This window comes from Paraburkholderia phenazinium (genome assembly GCF_900142845.1).
In the GTDB taxonomy this organism is placed as follows: Bacteria; Pseudomonadota; Gammaproteobacteria; order Burkholderiales; family Burkholderiaceae; genus Paraburkholderia; species Paraburkholderia phenazinium_A.
Window position 1 is genome coordinate 2257179 of sequence record NZ_FSRU01000001.1, and the last position, 20492, is coordinate 2277670.

At 65.3% G+C, this 20492-nt stretch carries 17 protein-coding genes and 1 pseudogene; 9 read left to right on the forward strand and 9 right to left on the reverse strand.

Translation table 11 applies throughout. The features are described from left to right. Position 1 precedes the first annotated feature (1 nt). From BUS12_RS09835 to BUS12_RS09845, 3 genes are all read left to right on the forward strand, one after another. Positions 2-928 carry a LysR family transcriptional regulator gene (locus BUS12_RS09835; protein ID WP_074295512.1) on the forward strand — a complete coding sequence of 309 codons (927 nt, stop codon included), beginning with the start codon at positions 2-4 and terminating at the stop codon, positions 926-928. Positions 929-1055: 127 nt separating this feature from the next. Further along, positions 1056-2363, forward strand: coding sequence for an MFS transporter (locus BUS12_RS09840; RefSeq protein WP_429306759.1), 1308 nt, complete (start codon positions 1056-1058; stop codon positions 2361-2363). Positions 2364-2719: 356 nt separating this feature from the next. After that, the gene (locus tag BUS12_RS09845; protein ID WP_074295514.1) at positions 2720-3484 is read left to right on the forward strand and encodes a flagellar brake protein; all 765 of its coding nucleotides are present in this window, start codon (positions 2720-2722) and stop codon (positions 3482-3484) included. A gap of 20 nt (positions 3485-3504) precedes the next feature. On the opposite strand, the gene BUS12_RS09850 is transcribed toward BUS12_RS09845, so the two are convergent. Further along, positions 3505-3936, reverse strand: a complete 432-nt coding sequence (locus BUS12_RS09850; RefSeq protein WP_074297324.1) for a PRC-barrel domain-containing protein — start codon at positions 3934-3936, stop codon at positions 3505-3507. 207 nt (positions 3937-4143) lie between these two features. On the opposite strand from BUS12_RS09850, the gene BUS12_RS09855 reads away from it, so the two are divergent. From BUS12_RS09855 to BUS12_RS09865, 3 genes are all read left to right on the forward strand, one after another. After that, complete coding sequence (locus BUS12_RS09855) at positions 4144-4860, forward strand: ABC transporter ATP-binding protein (protein ID WP_074295515.1); 717 nt, start codon at positions 4144-4146, stop codon at positions 4858-4860. After that, positions 4853-7420 carry an FtsX-like permease family protein gene (locus BUS12_RS09860; protein ID WP_074295516.1) on the forward strand — a complete coding sequence of 856 codons (2568 nt, stop codon included), beginning with the start codon at positions 4853-4855 and terminating at the stop codon, positions 7418-7420. The genes BUS12_RS09855 and BUS12_RS09860 overlap by 8 nt, the downstream gene beginning before the upstream one ends. A 152-nt stretch (positions 7421-7572) precedes the next feature. After that, entirely contained in the window at positions 7573-8655 is a 1083-nt protein-coding gene (locus BUS12_RS09865; protein ID WP_143788297.1) for a lipocalin-like domain-containing protein, read from the forward strand. A gap of 78 nt (positions 8656-8733) precedes the next feature. On the opposite strand, the gene BUS12_RS09870 is transcribed toward BUS12_RS09865, so the two are convergent. Then, complete coding sequence (locus tag BUS12_RS09870; protein WP_074295518.1) at positions 8734-9708, reverse strand: J domain-containing protein; 975 nt, start codon at positions 9706-9708, stop codon at positions 8734-8736. A gap of 263 nt (positions 9709-9971) precedes the next feature. Between BUS12_RS09870 and BUS12_RS09875 the strand changes: the two genes are divergently transcribed. Together BUS12_RS09875 and BUS12_RS09880 are read left to right on the forward strand one after the other, a co-directional pair. Further along, positions 9972-11801 (forward strand): ABC transporter ATP-binding protein, encoded by a 1830-nt coding sequence (locus BUS12_RS09875; protein WP_074295519.1) that lies wholly within the window; start codon positions 9972-9974, stop codon positions 11799-11801. Between the two features lie 194 nt (positions 11802-11995). Beyond that, positions 11996-13939 carry a putative bifunctional diguanylate cyclase/phosphodiesterase gene (locus BUS12_RS09880; RefSeq protein WP_074295520.1) on the forward strand — a complete coding sequence of 648 codons (1944 nt, stop codon included), beginning with the start codon at positions 11996-11998 and terminating at the stop codon, positions 13937-13939. A 123-nt stretch (positions 13940-14062) separates the two neighbouring features. On the opposite strand, the pseudogene BUS12_RS09885 reads toward BUS12_RS09880, so the two are convergent. After that, positions 14063-14266 (reverse strand): annotated as a pseudogene (locus BUS12_RS09885) (hypothetical protein); the annotation flags it as partial. Between the two features lie 430 nt (positions 14267-14696). On the opposite strand from BUS12_RS09885, the gene BUS12_RS39305 reads away from it, so the two are divergent. Further along, a complete protein-coding gene (locus tag BUS12_RS39305) occupies positions 14697-14984 on the forward strand; it encodes a hypothetical protein (protein WP_074295522.1) in 288 nt (95 codons plus the stop codon). 49 nt (positions 14985-15033) lie between these two features. On the opposite strand, the gene BUS12_RS09895 is transcribed toward BUS12_RS39305, so the two are convergent. The 6 genes from BUS12_RS09895 to biuH all read right to left on the reverse strand — a co-directional run bounded on the left by BUS12_RS09895 (position 15034) and on the right by biuH (position 20481). Continuing rightward, the gene (locus BUS12_RS09895; RefSeq protein WP_074295523.1) at positions 15034-15993 is read right to left on the reverse strand and encodes a carboxypeptidase regulatory-like domain-containing protein; all 960 of its coding nucleotides are present in this window, start codon (positions 15991-15993) and stop codon (positions 15034-15036) included. A gap of 299 nt (positions 15994-16292) precedes the next feature. Further along, positions 16293-17030 carry a GntR family transcriptional regulator gene (locus tag BUS12_RS09900; protein ID WP_074295524.1) on the reverse strand — a complete coding sequence of 246 codons (738 nt, stop codon included), beginning with the start codon at positions 17028-17030 and terminating at the stop codon, positions 16293-16295. 63 nt (positions 17031-17093) lie between these two features. Then, on the reverse strand, positions 17094-17492 hold the full coding sequence (gene hpxZ, locus BUS12_RS09905; RefSeq protein WP_074295525.1) for an oxalurate catabolism protein HpxZ: 399 nt from the start codon (positions 17490-17492) through the stop codon (positions 17094-17096). Between the two features lie 2 nt (positions 17493-17494). Then, complete coding sequence (locus BUS12_RS09910) at positions 17495-18157, reverse strand: cysteine hydrolase family protein (protein ID WP_143788370.1); 663 nt, start codon at positions 18155-18157, stop codon at positions 17495-17497. Positions 18158-18159: 2 nt separating this feature from the next. Beyond that, on the reverse strand, positions 18160-19782 hold the full coding sequence (locus BUS12_RS09915) for an ABC transporter ATP-binding protein (RefSeq protein WP_074295527.1): 1623 nt from the start codon (positions 19780-19782) through the stop codon (positions 18160-18162). Between the two features lie 6 nt (positions 19783-19788). Next, on the reverse strand, positions 19789-20481 hold the full coding sequence (gene biuH / locus BUS12_RS09920; protein WP_074295528.1) for a biuret amidohydrolase: 693 nt from the start codon (positions 20479-20481) through the stop codon (positions 19789-19791). Positions 20482-20492: the final 11 nt, after the last annotated feature.

Below are 20492 nucleotides of genomic sequence, written 5' to 3' on the forward strand. Positions count from 1 at the left end.
CATGGACCGAATCGATGCGATGAAGGTGTTCGTCGCCACGCTGAACGAAGGCAGCCTGGCCGGTGCGGCGCGCCGGCTAGGCCGCTCGCCTGCGGCGGTGAGCCGGGCGATCGCCTTCCTCGAAGAGCACACCGGTGCCGCGCTGCTGCACCGGACCACCCGGACCATCAAGTTGAGCGAAGCCGGCGAGCGCTATGCGTCCGCGTGCCGGCGGATCCTCACCGAGCTCGAGGAAGCCGATCTGCTGGTGGCCGACGAACGCTCGGCGCCGCGCGGTCTGCTCACGGTCACGGCACCGGTCGCCGCCGGCGAGGACGTGCTGCGCGCCATCCTCGACGATTTCATCGACCGTTATCCGGACGTCTCCGTCCGTCTGCAGTTGCTCGACCGTCCGGCGAGCCTGATCGACGAAGGCATCGACGTCGCGCTGCGCATCGCGCATCTGCCGGACTCGACGCTGATCGCGATTCCTGTCGGCGAGGTCCGGCGGGTTGTCGCAGCCTCGCCGCGCTACCTCGCCACGCATCCCCGTATCGACGAACCGGGCGACCTCGCCCAGCATCAGATCATCTCGATGACGCACTTCGGCCTGGACTCCTGGAGCTTTCCGCCGGTGGGCAACGCCACGATTCCGCTCGTCGTGCAATTCACGCCGCGTTTCATCGTCAACACGATTCGGGCAGCCGTTGCCTCGGCGGTCGCGGGCCATGGCGTCACGCGCATGTTCTCTTATCACGTAGCGCAGGAGGTCAAGCAAGGCACGCTCGAGATCGTCCTGCGCGATAGCGAGCATGCCCCCCTGCCCGTCCATCTCCTCACGCCTCAAGGGCGGCTGTCCGTGCCGAAAGTGCGGGCCTTCGTCGACTTCGCGACCCCACGGCTGCGCCGCTATTTCAAGCAACTGCAAGCGCCTGTTGCGACCCGCTAGCCGCACCCATTGAATCGCGCGCCGGAAGAATGTCTTCCGGTACGAGCGGATTCTCTCCTCAATCGGTTCAATCTAGACTGGCTCCATTCAATCCGGTGGTCAATCTGTTTGCCGCGCTGAGGACGAAATGAATCAATCTGCTGATTGCATGTTGGGCCCGGGCCGGCGGACGGCATGCCCAACCTCTCCCACCTCCCCCACATCAACCGCCTCGCTCAGTTACGCCGAGCGCAATGAGCGTCACTGGAAACGCAATCTCGCGGTCTGCGTGTTCGGCTCGTTCACCACGCTCGTCAGCCTGAGCATGCTGTTGCCGTTCCTGCCGCTTTACGTGCGCCAGTTGGGCGTCGACTCGCAGTCCGCGGTGATCCAGTGGTCGGGAATCGCGTTTGGCGCGACCTTCCTCGGTACCGCGGTGACGGCGCCGCTTTGGGGCCGTCTCGCCGACCGCTACGGCCGCAAGCCCATGCTGGTGCGCGCGGCGATCGGCATGGCCATCGTCATGTCGCTGATCGGCGTCGTGCATACGGTTCACGAACTGGTGGCCCTGCGTCTGATCGCTGGACTGGTGGGCGGCTACTCGTCGGCCTCCACCGTGATGGTCGGCTCGCAGGCGCCACGCGAGCGAGCCGGCTGGGCGCTGGGAATACTCTCGACCGGGGCGCTCGCGGGCAACCTGGTTGGACCGTTGATCGGCGGCCTGCTGCCTGAATGGATCGGAATTCGCGGCACCTTTTTCGCGGGCGGCGCCATCATCGCCGTCGCTGCCTTGCTCACGATCTTCGTCGTCAAGGAGGACTTCAATCCCGCCGATCAGGCAAAACAGCGCGCCCAGGCGACCCGTGCGACCAGCGAGGCCGCCGTCGCGATCAAACGGACCAACTACGCGGTCGTGGCGGCCTTGCTGGTGACGGCGATGATGGTTCTGCTCGCCAACATGTCGATCGAACCGATCATCACCGTCTATATCGGCGCGCTGGGCGTGCCCGCCGCTCACCTGGCCCGCATCGCCGGCGTGGTGATGGCCTGTTCCGCGCTGGGCAGCATGTTGACGGCGGCACGGCTCGGTGCGTTGGCGGACCGTATCGGCGGCTGGAACGTCATCATCGGGTGTCTTGTGCTGACCGGTCTCGTGATGATCCCGCAGGCCTTCGTCACGCAGTGGTGGCAACTGGCCGGCTTGCGCATGCTGATGGGCATGACCCTCGCCGGTCTGCTGCCGTCTATCGCCAAGCTCGCCAGGCATTCGGTCGACGAAAGCAAGACCGGTCAGATGCTCGGCTATCTGCAATCCGCGCAATTCAGCGGGCAGGTTGTCGGTCCGTTGATTGGCGGGCAGATCGGCGTGGCGCTTGGTCTGCACTCGGTGTTCTTCGTCACGGGGACTTTGCTTGTGGCCTGCGCGGGACTCGCGCAATGGGCGCGGAAGTCGTGAAGGCGGCGGGCGGCATGCATCGTCCGCTCGCTTTCCTTCACCGCTGGTTCTACCCAGACCGTCGCTCCGGCATTACTTCCTGAGCACCTGCCGTAGCACCTCACGTCGCCGTAACAAGACCCGCGTCGTTACGTAGCGGCGCCTGCTAACACCCGCGACGCCGCTTCACCCCATCTCCCCGCAAACCCCCGCCCCAAGCGGCTCGGCGCCCGACGCCGCGCCGCCCGCAGCATCCTCGGAACAGTTGGCACGGTCCCTGCAGTACAGCCTGCAGAGACCGGGCGCCGACACGTCATACCGCCAGCGCTCATCGAATAACCGGCCGGGCCAAGGCCACCACGTCCACGGACACTACGATGATTGCCGACCTCTTCCTTGATTCCGACCTCGCCGAAGCAGCCAGCGAGATTCACCCGGACTTCGCGCAACACCATCCGCTGCAGATTGCGGTCTGTCTGCGCAAGCTGGTGTCGGGTCAGGACTTCGTGACGGTGGAATTCGGCGGACGGCAGATCGTCACCCAACTGCTCGACGTCGATTCACGCAACGCGCGTCTGATCTTCGACGCAGGCAGCGTCGCCGCAGACAATCAGGCCCTGCCGGCCTCGAACCGGCTCGTCTTCCGCAGCCTGCCCGGCGGCATTCGAACGGAGTTCATCTCGGCGCGCGCCGAACCGATTGTCTTCGACGGGCGGCTTGCCTTCGAAGCACCGTTCCCGGCCGTCCTGTATTGCGTGCAGCGCCGCGAATATTTTCGCGTCCAGACACCGGTTCTCGCCCCATACACCGCCAGCGGACGCTATGCCGACGGCGACGCGTTCATGGTCGAACTGCAGGATCTGTCCTTGGGCGGCGTCGCATTAAGAACCGCCAACGCCCACTTCGGATCGCTGGAAGCGGGTAGCATCCTACAGGGTGTGACGGTGCGACTGGGCGACTACGGCACACTGAAACTGGACCTCGAAATCGTCGCGCCGCGCCAAACCCTCAACGCGAGCGGCGAACGACGCTTCGTCATGGGATGCCGGTTCGTCGCGCTGCCCGGTCTCGCCGAGCGCATGCTGCAGCGGGTGATCACGCAACTGGAGACGAAGCGCCAGGCTCTGGTTCCGCGCGACTGAGCGGCAGGTGCGCGGGCCGCCTATTGCGAGCTGACCTTGCTGGGCTTGGTCGCCTTTTCGAGCTTGTTGTACTCGAACTCCGGAACCCGTTTCAAAGCGTCCTTGGTGGCGCCAGCCAGAAAGAGATTGCCGTTGCGGATTTCGAAGTGGTCGACCGGAATCGCGACGTAGTGAATGCCCATTCCCAGAAAGCCGCCTACCGAAAGCACCGCATAGGTAGCCTTGCGATCCGGCGCAATGATCAGGTCGTAGATGCTGCCGACCTTGTCGTTATTGTCGTTGTAAACCGGTTCGTTAACCAGCGCCTTGCGCACGCTCCAGCCGTGCAGCAGGTCGTTGTTTTCTTCGACCGTGCTGCCCAGCGGCTGAATGCCGGCAAGCTGTGCGCGGGCGGCCGGCAATGCACAGGCGAACAGGAGAATGCCGCTGCAGACGAGTGTCTTCGCTTTCATTTTCAGCATCATGATCCCTACCGTTGATGAGAGTCCTGGATAGACACCGGGTAGCACGTGCCATGCCCACCCCCGGCGTGCTGTGCCGCAAACACAAATCCGACGCGCCGGTTAAGATGCTTTCTGGGCCTTCGCTGTCCGGCTCGCCCGACGCCGTCACGCTGCCGTTCGGCTTACACCCCTCATCTCCTGGATCGATCACCCCTCATGCGCGTTGGCGATGAATGCCCTGCCCCGGCGCTCGAATGCCGAAAACTGAGCAAAGCCTACGGGCAGGCTCGCGTGGTCCTCGCGGAACTCGATTTCATGCTCGACCCGGGCGAGTTCGTCGCAATCATGGGCGACTCGGGAGTGGGCAAATCGACCCTGCTCAACCTGATTGCCGGACTCGACGCGCCCGATAGCGGCGACGTCCTGATCGACGGCACACGGGTCTCCGGTCTCGACGACGATGCCGCCACCCGCCTGCGCCGCCAGAAGCTCGGCTTCGTGTTCCAGGCGTTTCACGTGTTGCCGCATCTGACGCTCGCGCAAAACGTCGCGTTGCCGCTGCTGCTCAACAACCTGCCGGCGGCGCACGCGCTGGACATGCTCGCGGCGGTCGGCCTCGCGGGACGCGGCGACGACTTCCCACGCCAGTTGTCCGGCGGCGAGTTGCAGCGGGTGGCGATTGCCCGCGCGCTGGTGCACCGTCCCCGGCTGATTCTGGCGGACGAGCCCACCGGCAATCTCGACCCGGATACCGCCCACGAAGTGCTGGCGCTGTTTCGCTCGGAGGCCAAGTCAAACGGCGCCGCGACCATGATGGTGACGCACTCCGAGGCGGCCGCGGCCGTCGCGGATCGCGTGCTGATCCTGAGCGAAGGCGGTCTGCATGCCGCGGACCATGGCAGTGTCCAGCGGGTCCGTTCGCCTCATGAGTGACGTCGCGCCGTCGCAGTCCGCCCACGCGACAGGTCGCACGCGGCTCGCGCGCTGGCTGCTCGAAGCGGAATGGCGCAGCCAGTGGGGCCGCGCCATTGTGGCCGTGGCGACGATCGCGCTCGGCGTCGCGCTCGGTTACGCGGTGCAGTTGATCAACAGCGCGGCGTTCAACGAGTTCTCGGCCGCCGCGCGCAGTCTCTCGGGTCAGGCGGACCTGCAGGTGCGCGGCGCGCAGCCAACCTTCGACGAAGCGTGGTATCCAAAGCTTGCCGATGAACCCGGCGTGGCGCTGGCGAGTCCGGTCCTCGAACTGGACGCCACCGTGCCGGGCAAGAATATGCCGCTGAAAGTGCTCGGCATCGACATCTTCAAAGCCAGCCAGATTGCGCCGGATCTCATCGGCGTGCCGGCTTCGCACAGCCCCATGGATACGCTCGCCGACGACGCCGTGTTTCTATCGCCCGCGGCCCAGCAATGGTTGAACACGGGGATCGGCCAGCACATCGGCTTGCTAAGCGGGACCGCGAGCGTGCCGTTCCGGGTGGCCGGCGGTATCGTCAGGGCGCGGCCGGGTCAACGCATCGCGGTGATGGACATCGCCGCCGCGCAGTGGCGCTTCGGGCGGCTCGGCAAACTCTCGCGCGTCGATCTGGAGCTGGCGCGCGGTGTCGACCGGGAAAGTTTCAGGCGCGATCTGCAGGCGCGGCTTGGCCGGCAATGGGTGATCTCCGAACCGCGCGACGTCGACAGCCGGACGGACCGGCTGTCCCGCGCGTATCGCATCAACATGAATGTGCTCGCCTTGGTGGCGCTGTTTACCGGCGCGTTTCTGGTGTTTTCGACCCAGGCACTGAGCGTCGTGCGGCGCCGCTCGCAGCTTGCCATGCTGCGCGTGCTCGGTTTCACGCGCGGCCAGTTGCTGCGCCAGATCCTGATGGAAGGTGCATTGCTCGGCGTGCTGGGTTCAGTTGCGGGTCTCGCGCTCGGTTATGCGCTGGCCAGCGCGGCACTGCATTTTTTCGGCAGTGATCTTGGCGGCGGTTATTTCCCTGGCGTGCGTCCGCGCGTCGGTTTCGAGCCGCTGCCGAGCGCGATCTTTCTCGTCCTGGGCATCGGCGTCTCGATACTCGGCAGTCTCGCGCCCGCGCTGGAGGCGGCTCGCGCCCGCCCCGCCGCCGCGCTGAAGGCAGGTAGTGAGGAAGGCGCTTTAGCGAAGCTCGCGACGCCATGGCCCGCGCTGGTTTGCCTCGTCGTCGCCGGCGTGCTCACGCAAATGCCGCCGGTTTTCGAGGCGCCCATTCTCGGCTATATCGCCGTCGCCCTACTGCTGGTGGGAGGCATTGCGTTGATGCCCCGTTGCACAGCCATGCTGTTCACGGCGATTGGCCGTTCGCGTGCGGGACGCGGCGCGGGGACGACCAGCGCGCTGTCGCTGGCACGCCTTGCCAATGCGCCGGGCCAGGCCTCGGTGGCGATGAGCGGCGTGCTGTCGAGCTTCGCGTTGATCGTTGCCATGGCGATCATGGTGGCGAGCTTCCGCGTCTCCGTCGACGAATGGCTCGAACATCTGCTCTCCGCCAACCTTTACGCCCGCGTGGCGCCAGGCGGCGACACCGGTGTGCTGAGCCTCGACGATCAGGCAAAAATGGCAGCCGTAGCGGGCATCAAAACGGCAGCGTTCACCCGTACGTCGCAACTGACGCTGGACCCCGCGCGTCCCGCAGTCGTCGTGCTGGCCCGCGAAATCGACGCCGCCGATCCCGGCGCCAGCCTGCAAATGTCCGGGCCGGTATTGCCGGAAGCGGCCTTGCGCGGCGCGACGCCGGCTTGGGTCTCCGAGGCCATGGTCGACCTGTACGGCTACCGGCTGGGACAGCATGTCGAATTGCCGCTCGGCGGACGCAACCGCATGTTGGTCGTGGCCGGCGTCTGGCGCGACTATGTGCGACAGACGGGGGCGATCGAGTTGCGGCTCGCCGACTATCGGCAACTGACCCACGACACCGGCGCGACCGACGTCGCCATCACCGTCGCACCCGGCGCAAGCGTCGAGCAGGTGATGACGGCCCTGCGCGCGCTGCCGTTCGGCCGCGCGTTGGAGTTCTCCCAGCCCGGCGAGATTCGCGCCCGCTCACTGGGCATCTTTGACCGCAGCTTCGCGGTCACCTATCTGCTCGAGGCGGTGGCCATCGTGATCGGCCTGTTCGGCGTGGCGGCCACGTTCTCGGCGCAGACGCTCGCCCGCTCGCGTGAGTTCGGCATGCTGCGTCACGTGGGCGTGACACGCGTCCAGATACTCGCCATCCTCGCCAAGGAAGGCGGCATGCTGACGGCGCTGGGTATCGTCATGGGGTTCGTGCTCGGCTTTGCCATCAGCCTGATTCTCGTGTTCGTGGTCAATCCGCAGTCGTTTCACTGGAGCATGTCGCTGCATATGCCGTGGCTCGTGTTGAGCCTGGTGGCCGGCGTCATGCTGGTCGCGTCGTGCGCGACGGCCGTGGTCGCAGGACGCCGCGCCGTCTCGGTGGATGCAGTGCGCGCCGTGAAGGAGGATTGGTGATGCGGACGGCAAGCTTGATTGCTTCGTGTCGCGGCTTCATGCGTGCCGTCAATGAGCGGATCAATATCGCACTCCGAACCGTATTGCGGACACGTCCTGCGCTGTGCGCATGCGCCGTCTCATGCGCTGTCATTGGCTTCGGCACGGCCGCCATGGCGGCGCCTCCCCAATTTGCCGCGGTCGCGCCGGGACACCCGCTGACCTTCCCGACGGATACAGGCGCACACCCCACGTTCCGGACCGAATGGTGGTACGCCACCGGCTGGCTCAACACGCCGGACGGCAAGCCGCTGGGCTTTCAGATCACATTCTTCCGCTCGGCGACGGAGCATGACGCAACGGACCCGAGCGCCTTCGCGCCGACGCAACTGATCATCGCGCATGCCGCGCTCAGCGATCCGGCTTTCGGCAAGCTGGTGCATGACCAGAAGGTCGCGCGGCAGGGTTTCGGTCTCGCCTATGCGAAACCGGACAACACCGACGTCAAGCTCGATAGCTGGCACATGGCGCGCGCCGCCGACGGCCACTACAGCGTGCTGGCCCAGTCCGGCGAGTTCGCGCTGAACCTCTCGCTCACGCCCACCGAGGCGCCGCTGCTTCAAGGTCAGCAGGGTTACTCGCAGAAAGGTCCGCTTGCCGGCGAGGCGAGCTACTACTACAGCGAGCCGCAACTGCGCGTGAGCGGCAGCGTCACGCGACCGGCGCGTTCGGCTAGCGGTGCGGGCGGCGTGGCCGCCGCGGGGGCCAGCACACCCGTAAGCGGCGTGGCGTGGCTCGACCACGAATGGTCGAGCACGCTGTTGAGTCCCGATTCGGCGGGTTGGGATTGGCTCGGCGTCAATTTCCCGGACGGCTCGGCGCTGATGGCCTTCAAGGTTCGTGGCCGCAATGGCGGTGCGGTTTGGGCGCACGCGGCATTGCGCGACGCGAACGGCAAGCTCACCACCTTCGATCCGGCTCAGGTGGATTTCATCCCGCAGCGTACGTGGCGCTCGCCGCGCACCGACACGGTCTATCCGGTGGCGGAAACCGTGAAGACGGGCGCGCTCACATGGCAACTGGAGCCGCTGCTGGACGATCAGGAAATGGACACCCGCGATTCCACCGGCTCGGCCTACTGGGAAGGCGCAGTGACAGTGAAGCGCGCGGGGCAAGGCGTCGGACGCGGGTATCTGGAACTGACGGGATACCAGGCGCCGCTCACGCTGCAGAATACGATGAAAGCGGCGCGGTAACGGCGCGGCGCGTGCCGGCAGTGTCTACCGTGCCCGCAGCACGGGGCACAGTGCACTGTGCGCTGTGCCAGGCGTGCGTTAAAGCCCCGCGAGCGTTGCCCATAGCCGCGCTTTCAGGGTGCGGGTGGCGTCGTCCGTGGCCTCGTAGGGCTGGGCCTGCACGATCACGAGACGCCAGAACGACGTGCCGATATGACGCAATTCCACGTGCGTCCTCATGGACGGAGCCGCAATGAGGTGGCCGTCGGTGGACCAGCTCTCGTGACCATCCGTAGTCTCGCGGATGCCGGGCGCGCCGAGCGGCATGGTGGCGGCGTTGTTGCGCAGGTAGGCGGGAATGTATTTGTTGAAGCCGACGCCGGGCAGATCCTCTCGCGCGAAAACGATCGCCGCGCTGCCGTTTGCTTCGGTGAAGGTGTACACCGGTTGGCCGTCGTCGGCGCCCGTCACCGAGAGCTTCCAGATGCCGTCGATGTCGGCGCTCGCGTGGGTGACCGGATTGGTCCATGTGACCGATGGGCCGGCATTCTGCGCGGCGATAGCCTCGCGCCGGCCGCTCGGTTGACGCTGGTTGATGTGCCATAACCAGGCAGCGCACAACAGCACGACGAGGACCAACGCAGCAATGGCCTTGCGCGAGAGGCCTCGTTTATTTGTCTGCGTGTAAAAGGCGGCCGCCGCTTCGTAGGCGGCCTGGGAGCCTGGGTTGAACTGGTAGCCTTGGTGGCCCTGATGGCCCGCCGCGAACGGCGGCGAGTCCGCGCCCGCACCGCCGGTGTGCACCTCCGCGCCCTGCTGCGGCTGACCGGCTGACGGCCCCGCCACCTTCGGCGCCTGCCCGTCGCGCGCGGCGAGTTCGCGGTCGTAGGCCGTTCTGCGGTCCGGATCGCCCAACACCGCATAGGCCTCGTTGATGATGCGCATGATGCGCTGCGCGTCGGGGCTGGGGTTCTTGTCGGGGTGGTACCGCTGGCTCAACGCCTTATACGCGGCACGAATCACCTCCGCCGGCGCGCCGCGTGTGACCTTGAGATTGTCGTAATGGGTATGCATAGGCTTTCCAGAGGGACTCTTCCCCGTGTCGACAGCATATCGGCTCAAAAACAAAATGCTTTAAGCGGAACAGATTGTGAGGCAAGTGACGCAAGCCGCGTAAATCGAACGCCCCCGTTCACCGCCATCGCCCCTTCGGGCACGCGCGTTGCTGACGCCCCTCATGGCGATTCACTCACCAGGCCACCGCTTGCCGGCCCCGCACGCTAAAAGCGCGGCGCTCCGTCAGGCCCGCAACCGCAACCGCGACGAAGCACGAGGCAATGGACATTCCCGAACCCACCCGCCGGCGTCACATCCGCCATGCACGCCGGCGTGCGCGCTCGCGGGAAATGTCGCGCTATGCCGGCAAGCCGCTGCGCCTCCTCTGGCGTTACCTTGCCCGGCGCAAAGTGTCGCATCTGATCGTGCTGACGAGTGTGCTCGCCGCAGTCGGCTGCGCGCTGGCCTCGCAGTACGGCATCAAGAATCTCATTGACGCCCTGCCGTCCGGGCGCGCGCATCCGGCCGTCGTGATGCGGGCATTCGTCATACTCGTCGGGCTGATTCTCGCGGACAACCTGTTCTGGCGCGTCGGCGGCTGGATCGCGGCGCGCGTCTTCGTGACCGTCACCGGCGACATCCGCCGCGAGATGTTCGCCTATCTGACCGCGCATCCACCCGCGTTCTTCGCGGACAAGCCGCCGGGTGTCCTGTCGAGCCGCATCTCGGCGACGGCCAATGCCGTATACGTGCTCGAAAACACCGTCTCATGGACCGCGCTGCCGCCCTGCCTGACGGTGGTCGGCGCCATTGCGATGGTCGCGACCGTCAGCGTGCCGATGAGCGCTGCGCTGGTGGCGATCTCCGCCACGCTTGCCTTCGCGGTCTTCGTGCTGGCGAAGAAAGGCACCTCGCGGCACCAGGCGTTCGCGGCGCGAGCGGCGTCGGTGGACGGCGAACTGGTCGACATCATCGGCAACATGGGGCTGGTGCGGGCGTTCGGCGCCGTGCGATCCGAGCGGCGCCGCTTCGACGCGCATCTGTCCACGGAAACTCAGGCGCGCACCCGCAGCCTGCTTTACCTGGAGAAACTGCGCCTGCTGCATGCGCTGGCTACCGCGCTGCTGTCGGCCGCCATGCTCGGCTGGACCTTATGGCTCTGGAGCATGGATCGCGCAACCACCGGCGACGTGGTGCTGATCAGCTCGCTCGGCTTTGCGATCCTGCACGGTACGCGCGATCTGGCGGTGGCTTTCGTCGATCTTACGCAGCACGTGGCCCGCCTCGGCGAAGCCTCGTCGATCCTGCTGACGCCGCACGACATGCCGGAGCACCACGACGCGCCGCCTCTGCAGGTGCGGGAAGCCACCATCGAGTTCAGGGACGTGACCTTCGCCTACCCCGGGCGACGGCCGGTGTTGAACGGCCTGAATCTGCAGATCCGGGCCGGCGAGCGGGTCGGGCTGATCGGTCCATCGGGCGCGGGTAAATCGACCATCCTCGCCCTGATCCAGCACTTCTACGAACCGGCGGGCGGCAGTGTCGCCATCTCGGACCAGGACATCGCAAAGGGAAGCCTCGACAGCCTGCAGGCGGCGATTTCGGTGGTCCCGCAGGATGCCTCGCTGTTTCACCGCTCGCTGCTCGAGAACATCCGCTACGGCGTGCCGAAAGCCTCCGAGCCGGAGGTACGGCGTGCCTGCGAGGACGCCAACTGCCTCGACTTCATTGCCGCCATGCCCGATGGGCTCAACACCATCGCCGGCGATCGCGGCACGCGGCTTTCAGGCGGCCAACGGCAGCGCATCGCCATTGCGCGCGCCATCCTCAGGGATTCGCCGATTCTCCTGCTCGACGAAGCCACCTCCTCGCTCGATTCGGCCTCCGAAGCAGCGATTCAAACCGCCCTCGAACGGCTCATGCAAAACCGCACGGTAGTCGCTATTGCCCACCGTCTGTCCACGCTGCAGAGCTTCGACCGCATCCTCGTGATCAACCGCGGCCGCGTCACCCAGGACGGCTCACCGGCGGAACTGGCGCAGCAGCCGGGCATCTATCGCGACACACTGATGCGTCAACGCAAGCGAACCACGCCATCTGAGCTAGCGTAAGCCTCTGAAAGCCTGGACCGGCAAAACCCGCCAAACCCGCGCCGCAAACTCCCCGCACCAGCACGACAACGTTTGCGTGCCCGCCCCTGAAAAAATACCCCGCCTATTTGCGTCGCACAGCGAAGAAACGCTGAAGAACCTGGGAGGAAATGCCGATATACGGTGTTACATCTAAATCCAGGTTAGGGGCACTGATGGTTTCGGTAGCTCGAATACGGGGGGCGTTCACGGTCGACGGCACCGATCCGGAACTAGTGCGCTCGCAGATGCAGGCCTTCGGCCGGCAAATCCCGCTGCTCTATTTCATGCTGGTGATCAACACCATGGCGGTGGCGATCACGCACGTCGGCTGCGCGCCCGCCTGGCTCGCCGTCTACACCCCGCTTGCCCTCTGCGCCTTCTGCCTGATTCGCTGCGTGCGATGGTGGTTCTTCCGGCAACGGACGCTCACGCATGAGCAGGCGGTGCCGGAACTGCGCAAGACCTTGTGGCTCGCCGGCGTGATGGGCGTCACTTTCACGACGTGGGCCGCGCTGCTGTTCCACTACGGCCCCGCCTACGAACAGGCTCAGGTGGCGTTCTACATGGCGACCACGGTGGTGGGATGCGTGTTCTGCCTGATGCATCTGCGCGCCGCCGCGTTCCTGCTGCTGAGCATCGTGATCGGCTCGTTCACGATCGTCCTGTTCGCGGCGGGGCGTCCGGTGTTTGTCGCGATGGCGGTCGACATGTTGTTCGTCGGCATTACGCTCGCCCTGATCGTTCACCTCTACTACCGAAACTTCTCCAGCCTGGAGTCTTCGAAGCGCGAACTGCTGGCCAGCCAGGCCGTCACGCAGAAACTCAGCGACGATAACTTCCGCCTCGCGAATATCGACAGCCTCACGGGCCTGCCCAACCGGCGCAGTTTTTTTTCGTCGCTGAATGCGCTGGCCGAGCAAGGCACGGGCGAAACGGCCACCTTCCACATGGGCCTGATCGACCTCGACGGTTTCAAGCAGGTGAACGATATCTACGGGCACTCGAGCGGCGACCTCGTGCTCAAGGAAGTCGGTGCACGGCTTCTGGAGCTGGCGGACCCGGCGATCTTTTTTGCGCGGCTGGGCGGCGACGAATTCGGCATCATCATTCAACGGCGCCTCACGGAAGACGAACTCGACCGCCTCGGTCAGACACTGTGCGAGCGGTTAAGCCGCCCTTACACGATAGGCGGCAACACGGCGGAGTTGTCGGGCACGATCGGCTGGGCCGGCTTGCCGCCGCCGAGCGTCAGCGTCTCCGATATCTTCGAGCGCGCGGATGCGGCGCTCTACGTCGGCAAGGAGAGCCGTCGCGGCACCGCGGTGGTGTTTTCCGCCGAGCACGAGCACCGCGTGCGGCGCGCCAGTCTGGTCGCCCAGGAGCTCAAGGCCGCAAGCCTCGACGCCGAGCTCTATCTGGAGTTTCAGCCCATCTACGACGTCGGCGCGCACAGCGTGGTGGGCTTCGAAGCCCTGGGCCGCTGGCGCAGTCCGAAGCTTGGCCAGGTCAGACCGGAAGAATTTATCCGCATCGCCGAGCGGACCGATCTGATCCGCGTGGTCACCGAGGTGCTGCTGCGCAAGGCGCTGGCCGAAGCCTCCCATTGGCCGGCCCACATGTATCTGTCGTTCAACCTTTCGGCACTCGACATCTCGTCGGTGCCGCGCGCGCGCCGGCTGCTGGATATCGTGCAGGAAAGCCCGACCGATGCCGAGCGGGTGCATTTCGAAATCACCGAAACCGCCGTGACGCGCGACTTCAGGCAGGCGCGCGCCTCGCTGTCGCTGATCAAGCAGGTGGGCTGCCATGTGTCGCTCGACGATTTCGGCACCGGCTACTCGAGCCTGAGCTATGTCCACCGGCTGCCCTTCGATACGATCAAGATCGATCGCAGCTTCGTGGCCGAGGTCGATACAGACGTCGCTTCCGCAAAAATCATCCGCTCGGTGATGGATCTGTGCCGCAACCTCGGCCTGGAATGCGTGGTGGAAGGTGTCGAAACCGAATCGCAGTGCGAAATATTAACCTCGCTAGGCGGCCGCGTGATGCAGGGCTATCTGTTCGGCAAGCCGATGCCGGCTGACGCGATGCTCGCGTTTCAGCTCAATGCCGTTTAGGCGCAGCGCCGGTCGAATCGACGCACGCGAGGCGTGACGCTGCGCGGCCCCCTACCCCGTTCCGCCTTGCAAAGTGCAACGCACGCCAGTTGCACCGCCTCTCTCCCTCTGCGCGTGCGGCAACGCCTGCTGGCACGCTTCGAGTGCCCGCAGCGCTTCCTTGAGCCGGTTGACCCGGCTGACCTGCGAGGGCACCTGGACCACGCCGGACAAACCGTCCACCCGATCCCGCCAGTAACTCAGCGGCAACGGACGGTCCGCCGTGGCGATTCGCGGCAGCAGGTGCTCAAGATGTTCAATATCTTTTTCAAGCTGATGGTGATTCATTATGGGTCCCCGGAAATATCACACCAAGCCGTTGCAAATCGACCTTTGTGTTTTATGGCCATCTGTTTCTCTCTTTTTGCCAGTCTGATCGTTTCAAAGGACAAAACTTGTCCGTGCGTCTCAGTTTTTAAAAAATAAGGGGACCACCGGCAGCGATTTAAAGATTTACCCATTCAGCATTTATTCCAGCGCGGCGTCTAACGAGCCGTCCGCAGCGGCAGGCCCAATATGAGTTGGCCCTTTCATCCGCCTTGCACGGCTATTTTCGGCCTTTCATTCAACGGTTTTATATCTGACCAATTTGCCATCCAGGCGTCAGCATGACGACCCGAGCGCAGCCGTAGACTGGTTTGGCGTTGTGGAGACCCGAATTCGGCAGTGTTTCAAGAAATAAGCCGAAGTCCTAACGTCCTTCCTCCAGGAGTCGAATATGTTCCGAATCGCTTATGTTGCAGTTGCTGTTTCCACCATTGCTTGCGCCGCGCCCGTGTTTGCGCAGGATGCCCCCACCGCCGCTCAACCGGCAGCGACCGTCGGCAACGGCGACGCCAATGTCAACGGCACCGCCAACAGCGGCGTCGGCATGGACACCAGCGGCCAGACCGCCGCCGGCTCGCCGGCCGGCCTCACGCGCCAGGAAGTGAAGCGCGAGTTGTACCAGGCCGAAACCGACGGCCAGATCAAGATGCTCAACCGGACCGTCTACAACGGCAGTTGAGCTAGCGCTTGCGCGCAGCGCGCCGGACCGCCCGGCGCGTTGCGTCGAACTAGTTGGTCGAGCTTGCGTGCAGCATCGGCCACACCAACGTCAATCTGACGCCGCCACGCGCCGGCACATACAGTTCGCGACTGCGCGGCGCGCCATCCAGCATGGCCGTCAAACGGTAGTGTCCCTGCGGAAGCCGGGCGAACAGATACGGCCCATCCGAGGTCGCGTTGAACACCACCGTGCCGTCCGATCGCGCCACCTGCACCGCCACCCCCGACAGATACTCGCCGGACCCCGTCATGAAGGTCGCCCGCATGTTGTAGCCGGAGGCGAGTCCGCGAAACGCCGCGACTTCGTCCTGGCCTACGCCGCCGGTGACATAAGCGATGCCGTGGTTGTCGTGAGCGACCGGTATGTCGTTGGGCGAAGTATTGCGCGCCGAGGTGTCGGGGGGTGGCATTGCTGGAGTCGCAGGCGTGGCCGTAGCCGTAGCCGGCATGCTCTGCGCGGCGGATTGATTCGCCGCCGACGCGTGAGTCGACGGTTCGCGGCTCGCAGGCGAACGGCCGGGCGGTTCGCGCGTAGCCACTTCGTGCTGCGGCGGCTTGCGTTCAGGCACCTCGCGAACCGGCGCGGGTGCAGGCACCGGTGCGGGCACGGCCGTGGGCATCCGCGGCCGCGCGGCGCCGGCCTGGCAACTCAGACCCGGTATGTCGCTGCCCTCGCCGGCAGGCCGTCCCGCGAGCACCCACGGCGGCAGCGCGACACCCTGCCCTTTGGCGCGCGGCGTCAAGGTATCGCGCATCCGCGCGGCCACCGCGCTGCGCTCCTGCGGCGTCGACGCACGGTGCATTTGTGTGCAGAAATCAATTCGCTCGTCGTCGCTGAGCAGTTGCGAGGGCACGGCCTCGGACCCACCCGCCGAACGCTGCCCATGCGCATTCAAGGCCAGCGCGGCCACGCCACACACGAGCGCCCACCGGACGATTTGCGGCAAGCCGGAACAGAGCGTGGACATGTGTTACCTCCGGGACACGCTGCGGGCGCGCAACGTTGGGTCGATTCGGGGGCGTCTTCGAGCGCTTCGCTTAACTAACGACGAGCAACAGCGGCAGGCGTGGTCTTGCGGGGAGAAATTGCGGGCGGAGCCGGAGCGAAACCCAATCGCAGTGTAGCAATCCGCTGTGCCCTGCGAGCCACCCGGAGTAGTCGATCTCCGCCATGTTCCAGCGCGATTGAACCGAACCGGTGCATTGGCGCTGCGACTTCGCAAGACGCGTCAACTGACGTTGCGCCCCCTATTCGGCGACGACGCCCCTAAGACACAAACGGCAGCTTCTGATCGCGTGCCGCAGCAAGCATCGATACCGTGATCTTGCGCACCTCGAGTTTGCTCTGCGTGATGTGCGCACGCAGCAGAATGCTGGCTTCCGGCAAGCGGTTGCGCTCGATCAGGTGCAGCATGGTCGAGTGTTCGTCATAGGTCGCGCTGGTCCGATGCGGCTTGAGAAAATCCAGCCGCCGCACAATGCGGATGCGCTCGGTGACCTCGTTGTGCACCCGAAGCATTTCTCCATTGCCGGTCGCGGCCACCAGTTGACGGTGGAAATTCTCGTCCATGCCGAACATGGTCACCGGATCGCTCTCGCGCAGTTCCGGCTCGACGCACCAGATTGCCTTGAGCGGGTCGATGGCCGCGTGCGGTGCATTACCCGAGGTCAAGCGCTCGAGCGAGGCCAGTTCGAGCACGATGCGCAGATCGTAGAGCTGATCCAGTTGCTCGAAGTTGATCTGCGAAACTTTCCAGCCGCGCCGAAAACCCACCTCCAGATAGCCCTCGCGTTGCAGGCGAAACAGGCCATCGCGCATCGGCGTGCGCGATACACCGTAGTGCTGGGCGATGTCGCTTTCGGAGAAGCGGTCGCCGGGGAACAGCCGGAAACTGAAGATGTCGCTCTTCAGTTGCTGATACACCTGCTCGGCCAGCGGGTTGGGCGCATTGGCCGCAAACGGCGCGCTTGCCAGCTTCACGTCGCCCGTTTCGTTTTCACTCATCTCGCACCCTCTCCTTGCCATGTTCTTATTATGCGTTGCTCAAGAGCACGCCGGGGCGCCCATTCATGGCGCAGCGATAAGACTCACATGGGCGGCGACGATTTTCCAACCGTGGTACGCCTCGCTCGCGGCTCCCACGCGTGCCCAGCTCTGCATCTGGCGGCCGAGCAACGCGGTGGCGTCGCTGGTGAACTCGGTGCTGACGGTGGCGTAGTCGGCGCCGAAGGTGGTGACCACGGTGCGATACAGACGCCGCGACGCAGGCACCGGTTCGCACGACGCGCGCCACGCGCGTATCGCGTCGCCGCCATGCTGCACTTCAGCAATCCCGTAGCGCACGGTTTCGGGTGTATGCCAGAACAGCGCGTTCATCGTGTCCACTTCGTTGGCGACCAGCGCCCGTTCGTATTCGACAAATGCCGCCGTCACTTCGGCGACGATTTCCGGCTTGTTGACTTCCATCCTCACAGTCCTTTTTTCAATGCGGCCAACGGTGCGGTCCAGCCCACGATGCCGCCCTGCGAACGAATCATCTCCAGACTCGCCTGCTTGAACGCGGGGAAGTAGCTGGCGGTGGCATCTTCGATCAGCAGGCATTCATAGCCGCGGTCGTTGGCCTCGCGCATCGAGGTCTGCACGCAGACCTCGGTCGTGACGCCGGCGAACAGCAGGTGCGTGATGCCGCGTACGCTCAACGCTTCGCTTAAGCGCGTGGCGTAAAACGCGCCTTTGCCGGGCTTGTCGATCACCAGTTCGCCCTCCACGGGCGCCAGCGCGTCGATAATCGCATTGCCGGGTTCGCCGCGCACCAGAATCCGGCCCATCGGTCCAGGCTCGCCAATGCGCATCTGCGGTGCGCCGCGCAAGCGCTTCGCCGGTGGGCAGTCGGACAGGTCCGGTGCATGCGATTCGCGCGTGTGGACCACCAGCAAGCCCGTGCGACGAGCGAGCGCCAGCAGTTCGGCGACGCTCGGCACGATCTCCGCGAGCAACGAGACATCGTTGCCGAGCGACTCGCCGAAGCCGCCTGGCTCGATGAAATCGCGCTGCATGTCGATGATCACGAGCGCGGTGTGCTGCGGCTCGAATACGAACGGCGAAGGTAACGCCTTAACTTCGATGCTCATCATTAGTGGACCGCCTCGTCCATATGCCCCGCCATGTGCCGTCCCAGCACGGCGCGCTCCGCGCCTGCCGCCGGCGTTTCGTAGACCAGCCTGCCTTCCGCCATCACGGCGATACGGTCGGCCAGTTCCAGCAATTCATCCAGATCTTCGCTGACAAGCAGCACGGCCGCGCCCGCATCGCGCGCCGCGATCAGCCGCGCGTGAATATCCGCCACCGACGCGAAATCGAGACCGAACACCGGATTCGCGACGATCAGCACATCCACCGGCTGGCCCAGTTCGCGCGCCAGCACCGCACGCTGCACGTTGCCGCCGGAGAGCGTGCCGATCATCCGGTCCGGCACGGGCGGACGCACGTTGAAGTCGCGGATCAACTCCGTGGCGCGCTCGCGCATCGCCTTGCGATCGAGCCGCCAGCCGCCGCGGCAGACCGGTGTGCGGTCGAAATCTCGGAGTGCCAGGTTTTCTGCCACGCTCATGCCGGCCACACAGGCGTTCTTGAGCGGCTCTTCGGGAATCGCGAAGACGCGCCGCGTGGTCATCTCCTCACGTGTGGCGCGATACGGCGCACCGGCGATCTGCATCTCGCCTGCCACGGGACGCCGCTGGCCCACCAGCGCCTCGACCAGTTCCTTCTGGCCGTTGCCCGACACACCCGCGAGACCGAGAATCTCACCCGCGCGTACGGCCAGCGTCGCATGCCGCACGGCCGTGTGGCCGCGGTCGTCCTGCACCGAAAGGTCGCGCAGTTCGAGCCGGATCGCCGCCTCGGGATCGACCGGTTTGCGCGCGGCCCGCTCGACGCGGATCTCCGCCAATACCGGCGCTTCCTCGCGCGAGGCCTCGGCCTGCACGATCGAGCTCGTGCCCATCATCCAGTTCGCGAGTTGTTCGCGGTCGGTCTGCGCGACCGCCGTAGTGCCGACCTGGCGTCCTTTGCGCAGGACTGTGACGTCGTCGGCATAGGCCATCACCTCGCGAAACTTGTGCGTGATCATCAGCACCGTCAGTTCGCCGCGCGTCGTCAGATCGCGCATCAGGCCGAGCACCTCGTCCGCTTCCTGCGGCGTGAGCACCGAGGTCGGTTCGTCGAGAATCAGAAAGCGCTGGCGCAGATAGAGCTGCTTGAGGATTTCCAGCTTCTGCTTTTCGCCGGCGGCAAGTCCCGCGACCGGCGCGTCGAGCGGCAGCCTGAACGGCATGCGCGTCATGAACTCCGTCAACGCGGCGCGCTCGCGCTTCCAGTCGATTCGCCAGGACAAACGCCCGCGCGCCAGCAGCAGGTTTTCTTCGACGGACAGACCGGTTGCCAGCGTGAAATGCTGATACACCATGCCAATGCCGAGCGCCTGGGCATCGCGCGGCGAGGCGATCTTCACTTCGCGTCCGTCTGCGGTGATCTGTCCTTCGTCGAGCAGGCCATAGCCGACCAGCCCCTTCACCAGCGTGCTCTTGCCCGCGCCGTTCTCGCCGAGCAGCGCGTGGATGGTGCCGGGTGCGACCTTGATCGACACCTTGTCGAGCGCGCGGAACGAGCCGAACGATTTCGTGGCGCCGAGGACTTCGACACCCAGCGCATGCGTGGCCGCGTCTTGCGGCTGGTTGTAGGGAGCGGGAGTCGACATGATCGGTCAGCGTCCGAGAGTGGCGAGCAGCGCGCGCGAATCGGACACCGTGCCGAACACGCCGCCTTGCATCGTGATCATGTGCAGCGCGGCGTCGTGGTTGCTCTTGTCGGTCGCGCCGCAGCAGTCGGCCAGCACCGTGCATTCGAAGCCGCGATCGTTCGCTTCGCGCATGGTGGTGTGGACGCAGACATCGGTCGTGATGCCGGTCAGCACCAGGTTGACGATACCGCGCGTGCGCAGGACCAGCTCCAGATCGGTCGCGCAGAACGAGCCCTTGCCCGGTTTGTCGATGATGATTTCGCCGGGGAACGGCGCGAGTTCGTCGATGATCTCCCAGCCCACTTCGCCGCGCACGAGGATCCTGCCGCAAGGGCCGTCGTCGCCGATGCCCACTCCCTCGGTGCCCGCGCGGCGGCTGCGCCAACGCTTGTTGGCCGGCAGATCGGACAGGTCCGGACGATGCCCTTCGCGCGTATGAATGATCGTGAAGCCCTGGGTGCGCATCAGCGCGAGCACGTTGCTGATCGGCTCGATCGGGGCGCGCGTGAGCGACAGGTCGTAGCCCATCTTGTCGACGTAGCCGCCGTGACCGCAGAAGTCGGTCTGCATGTCGATGATGACAAGCGCCGTGTTGTCCGGCCGCAGGTTGCCGTCATAGGGCCACGGGTAAGGCTTCGCTTCGATGAATCGGTTCATGATGGTGGACT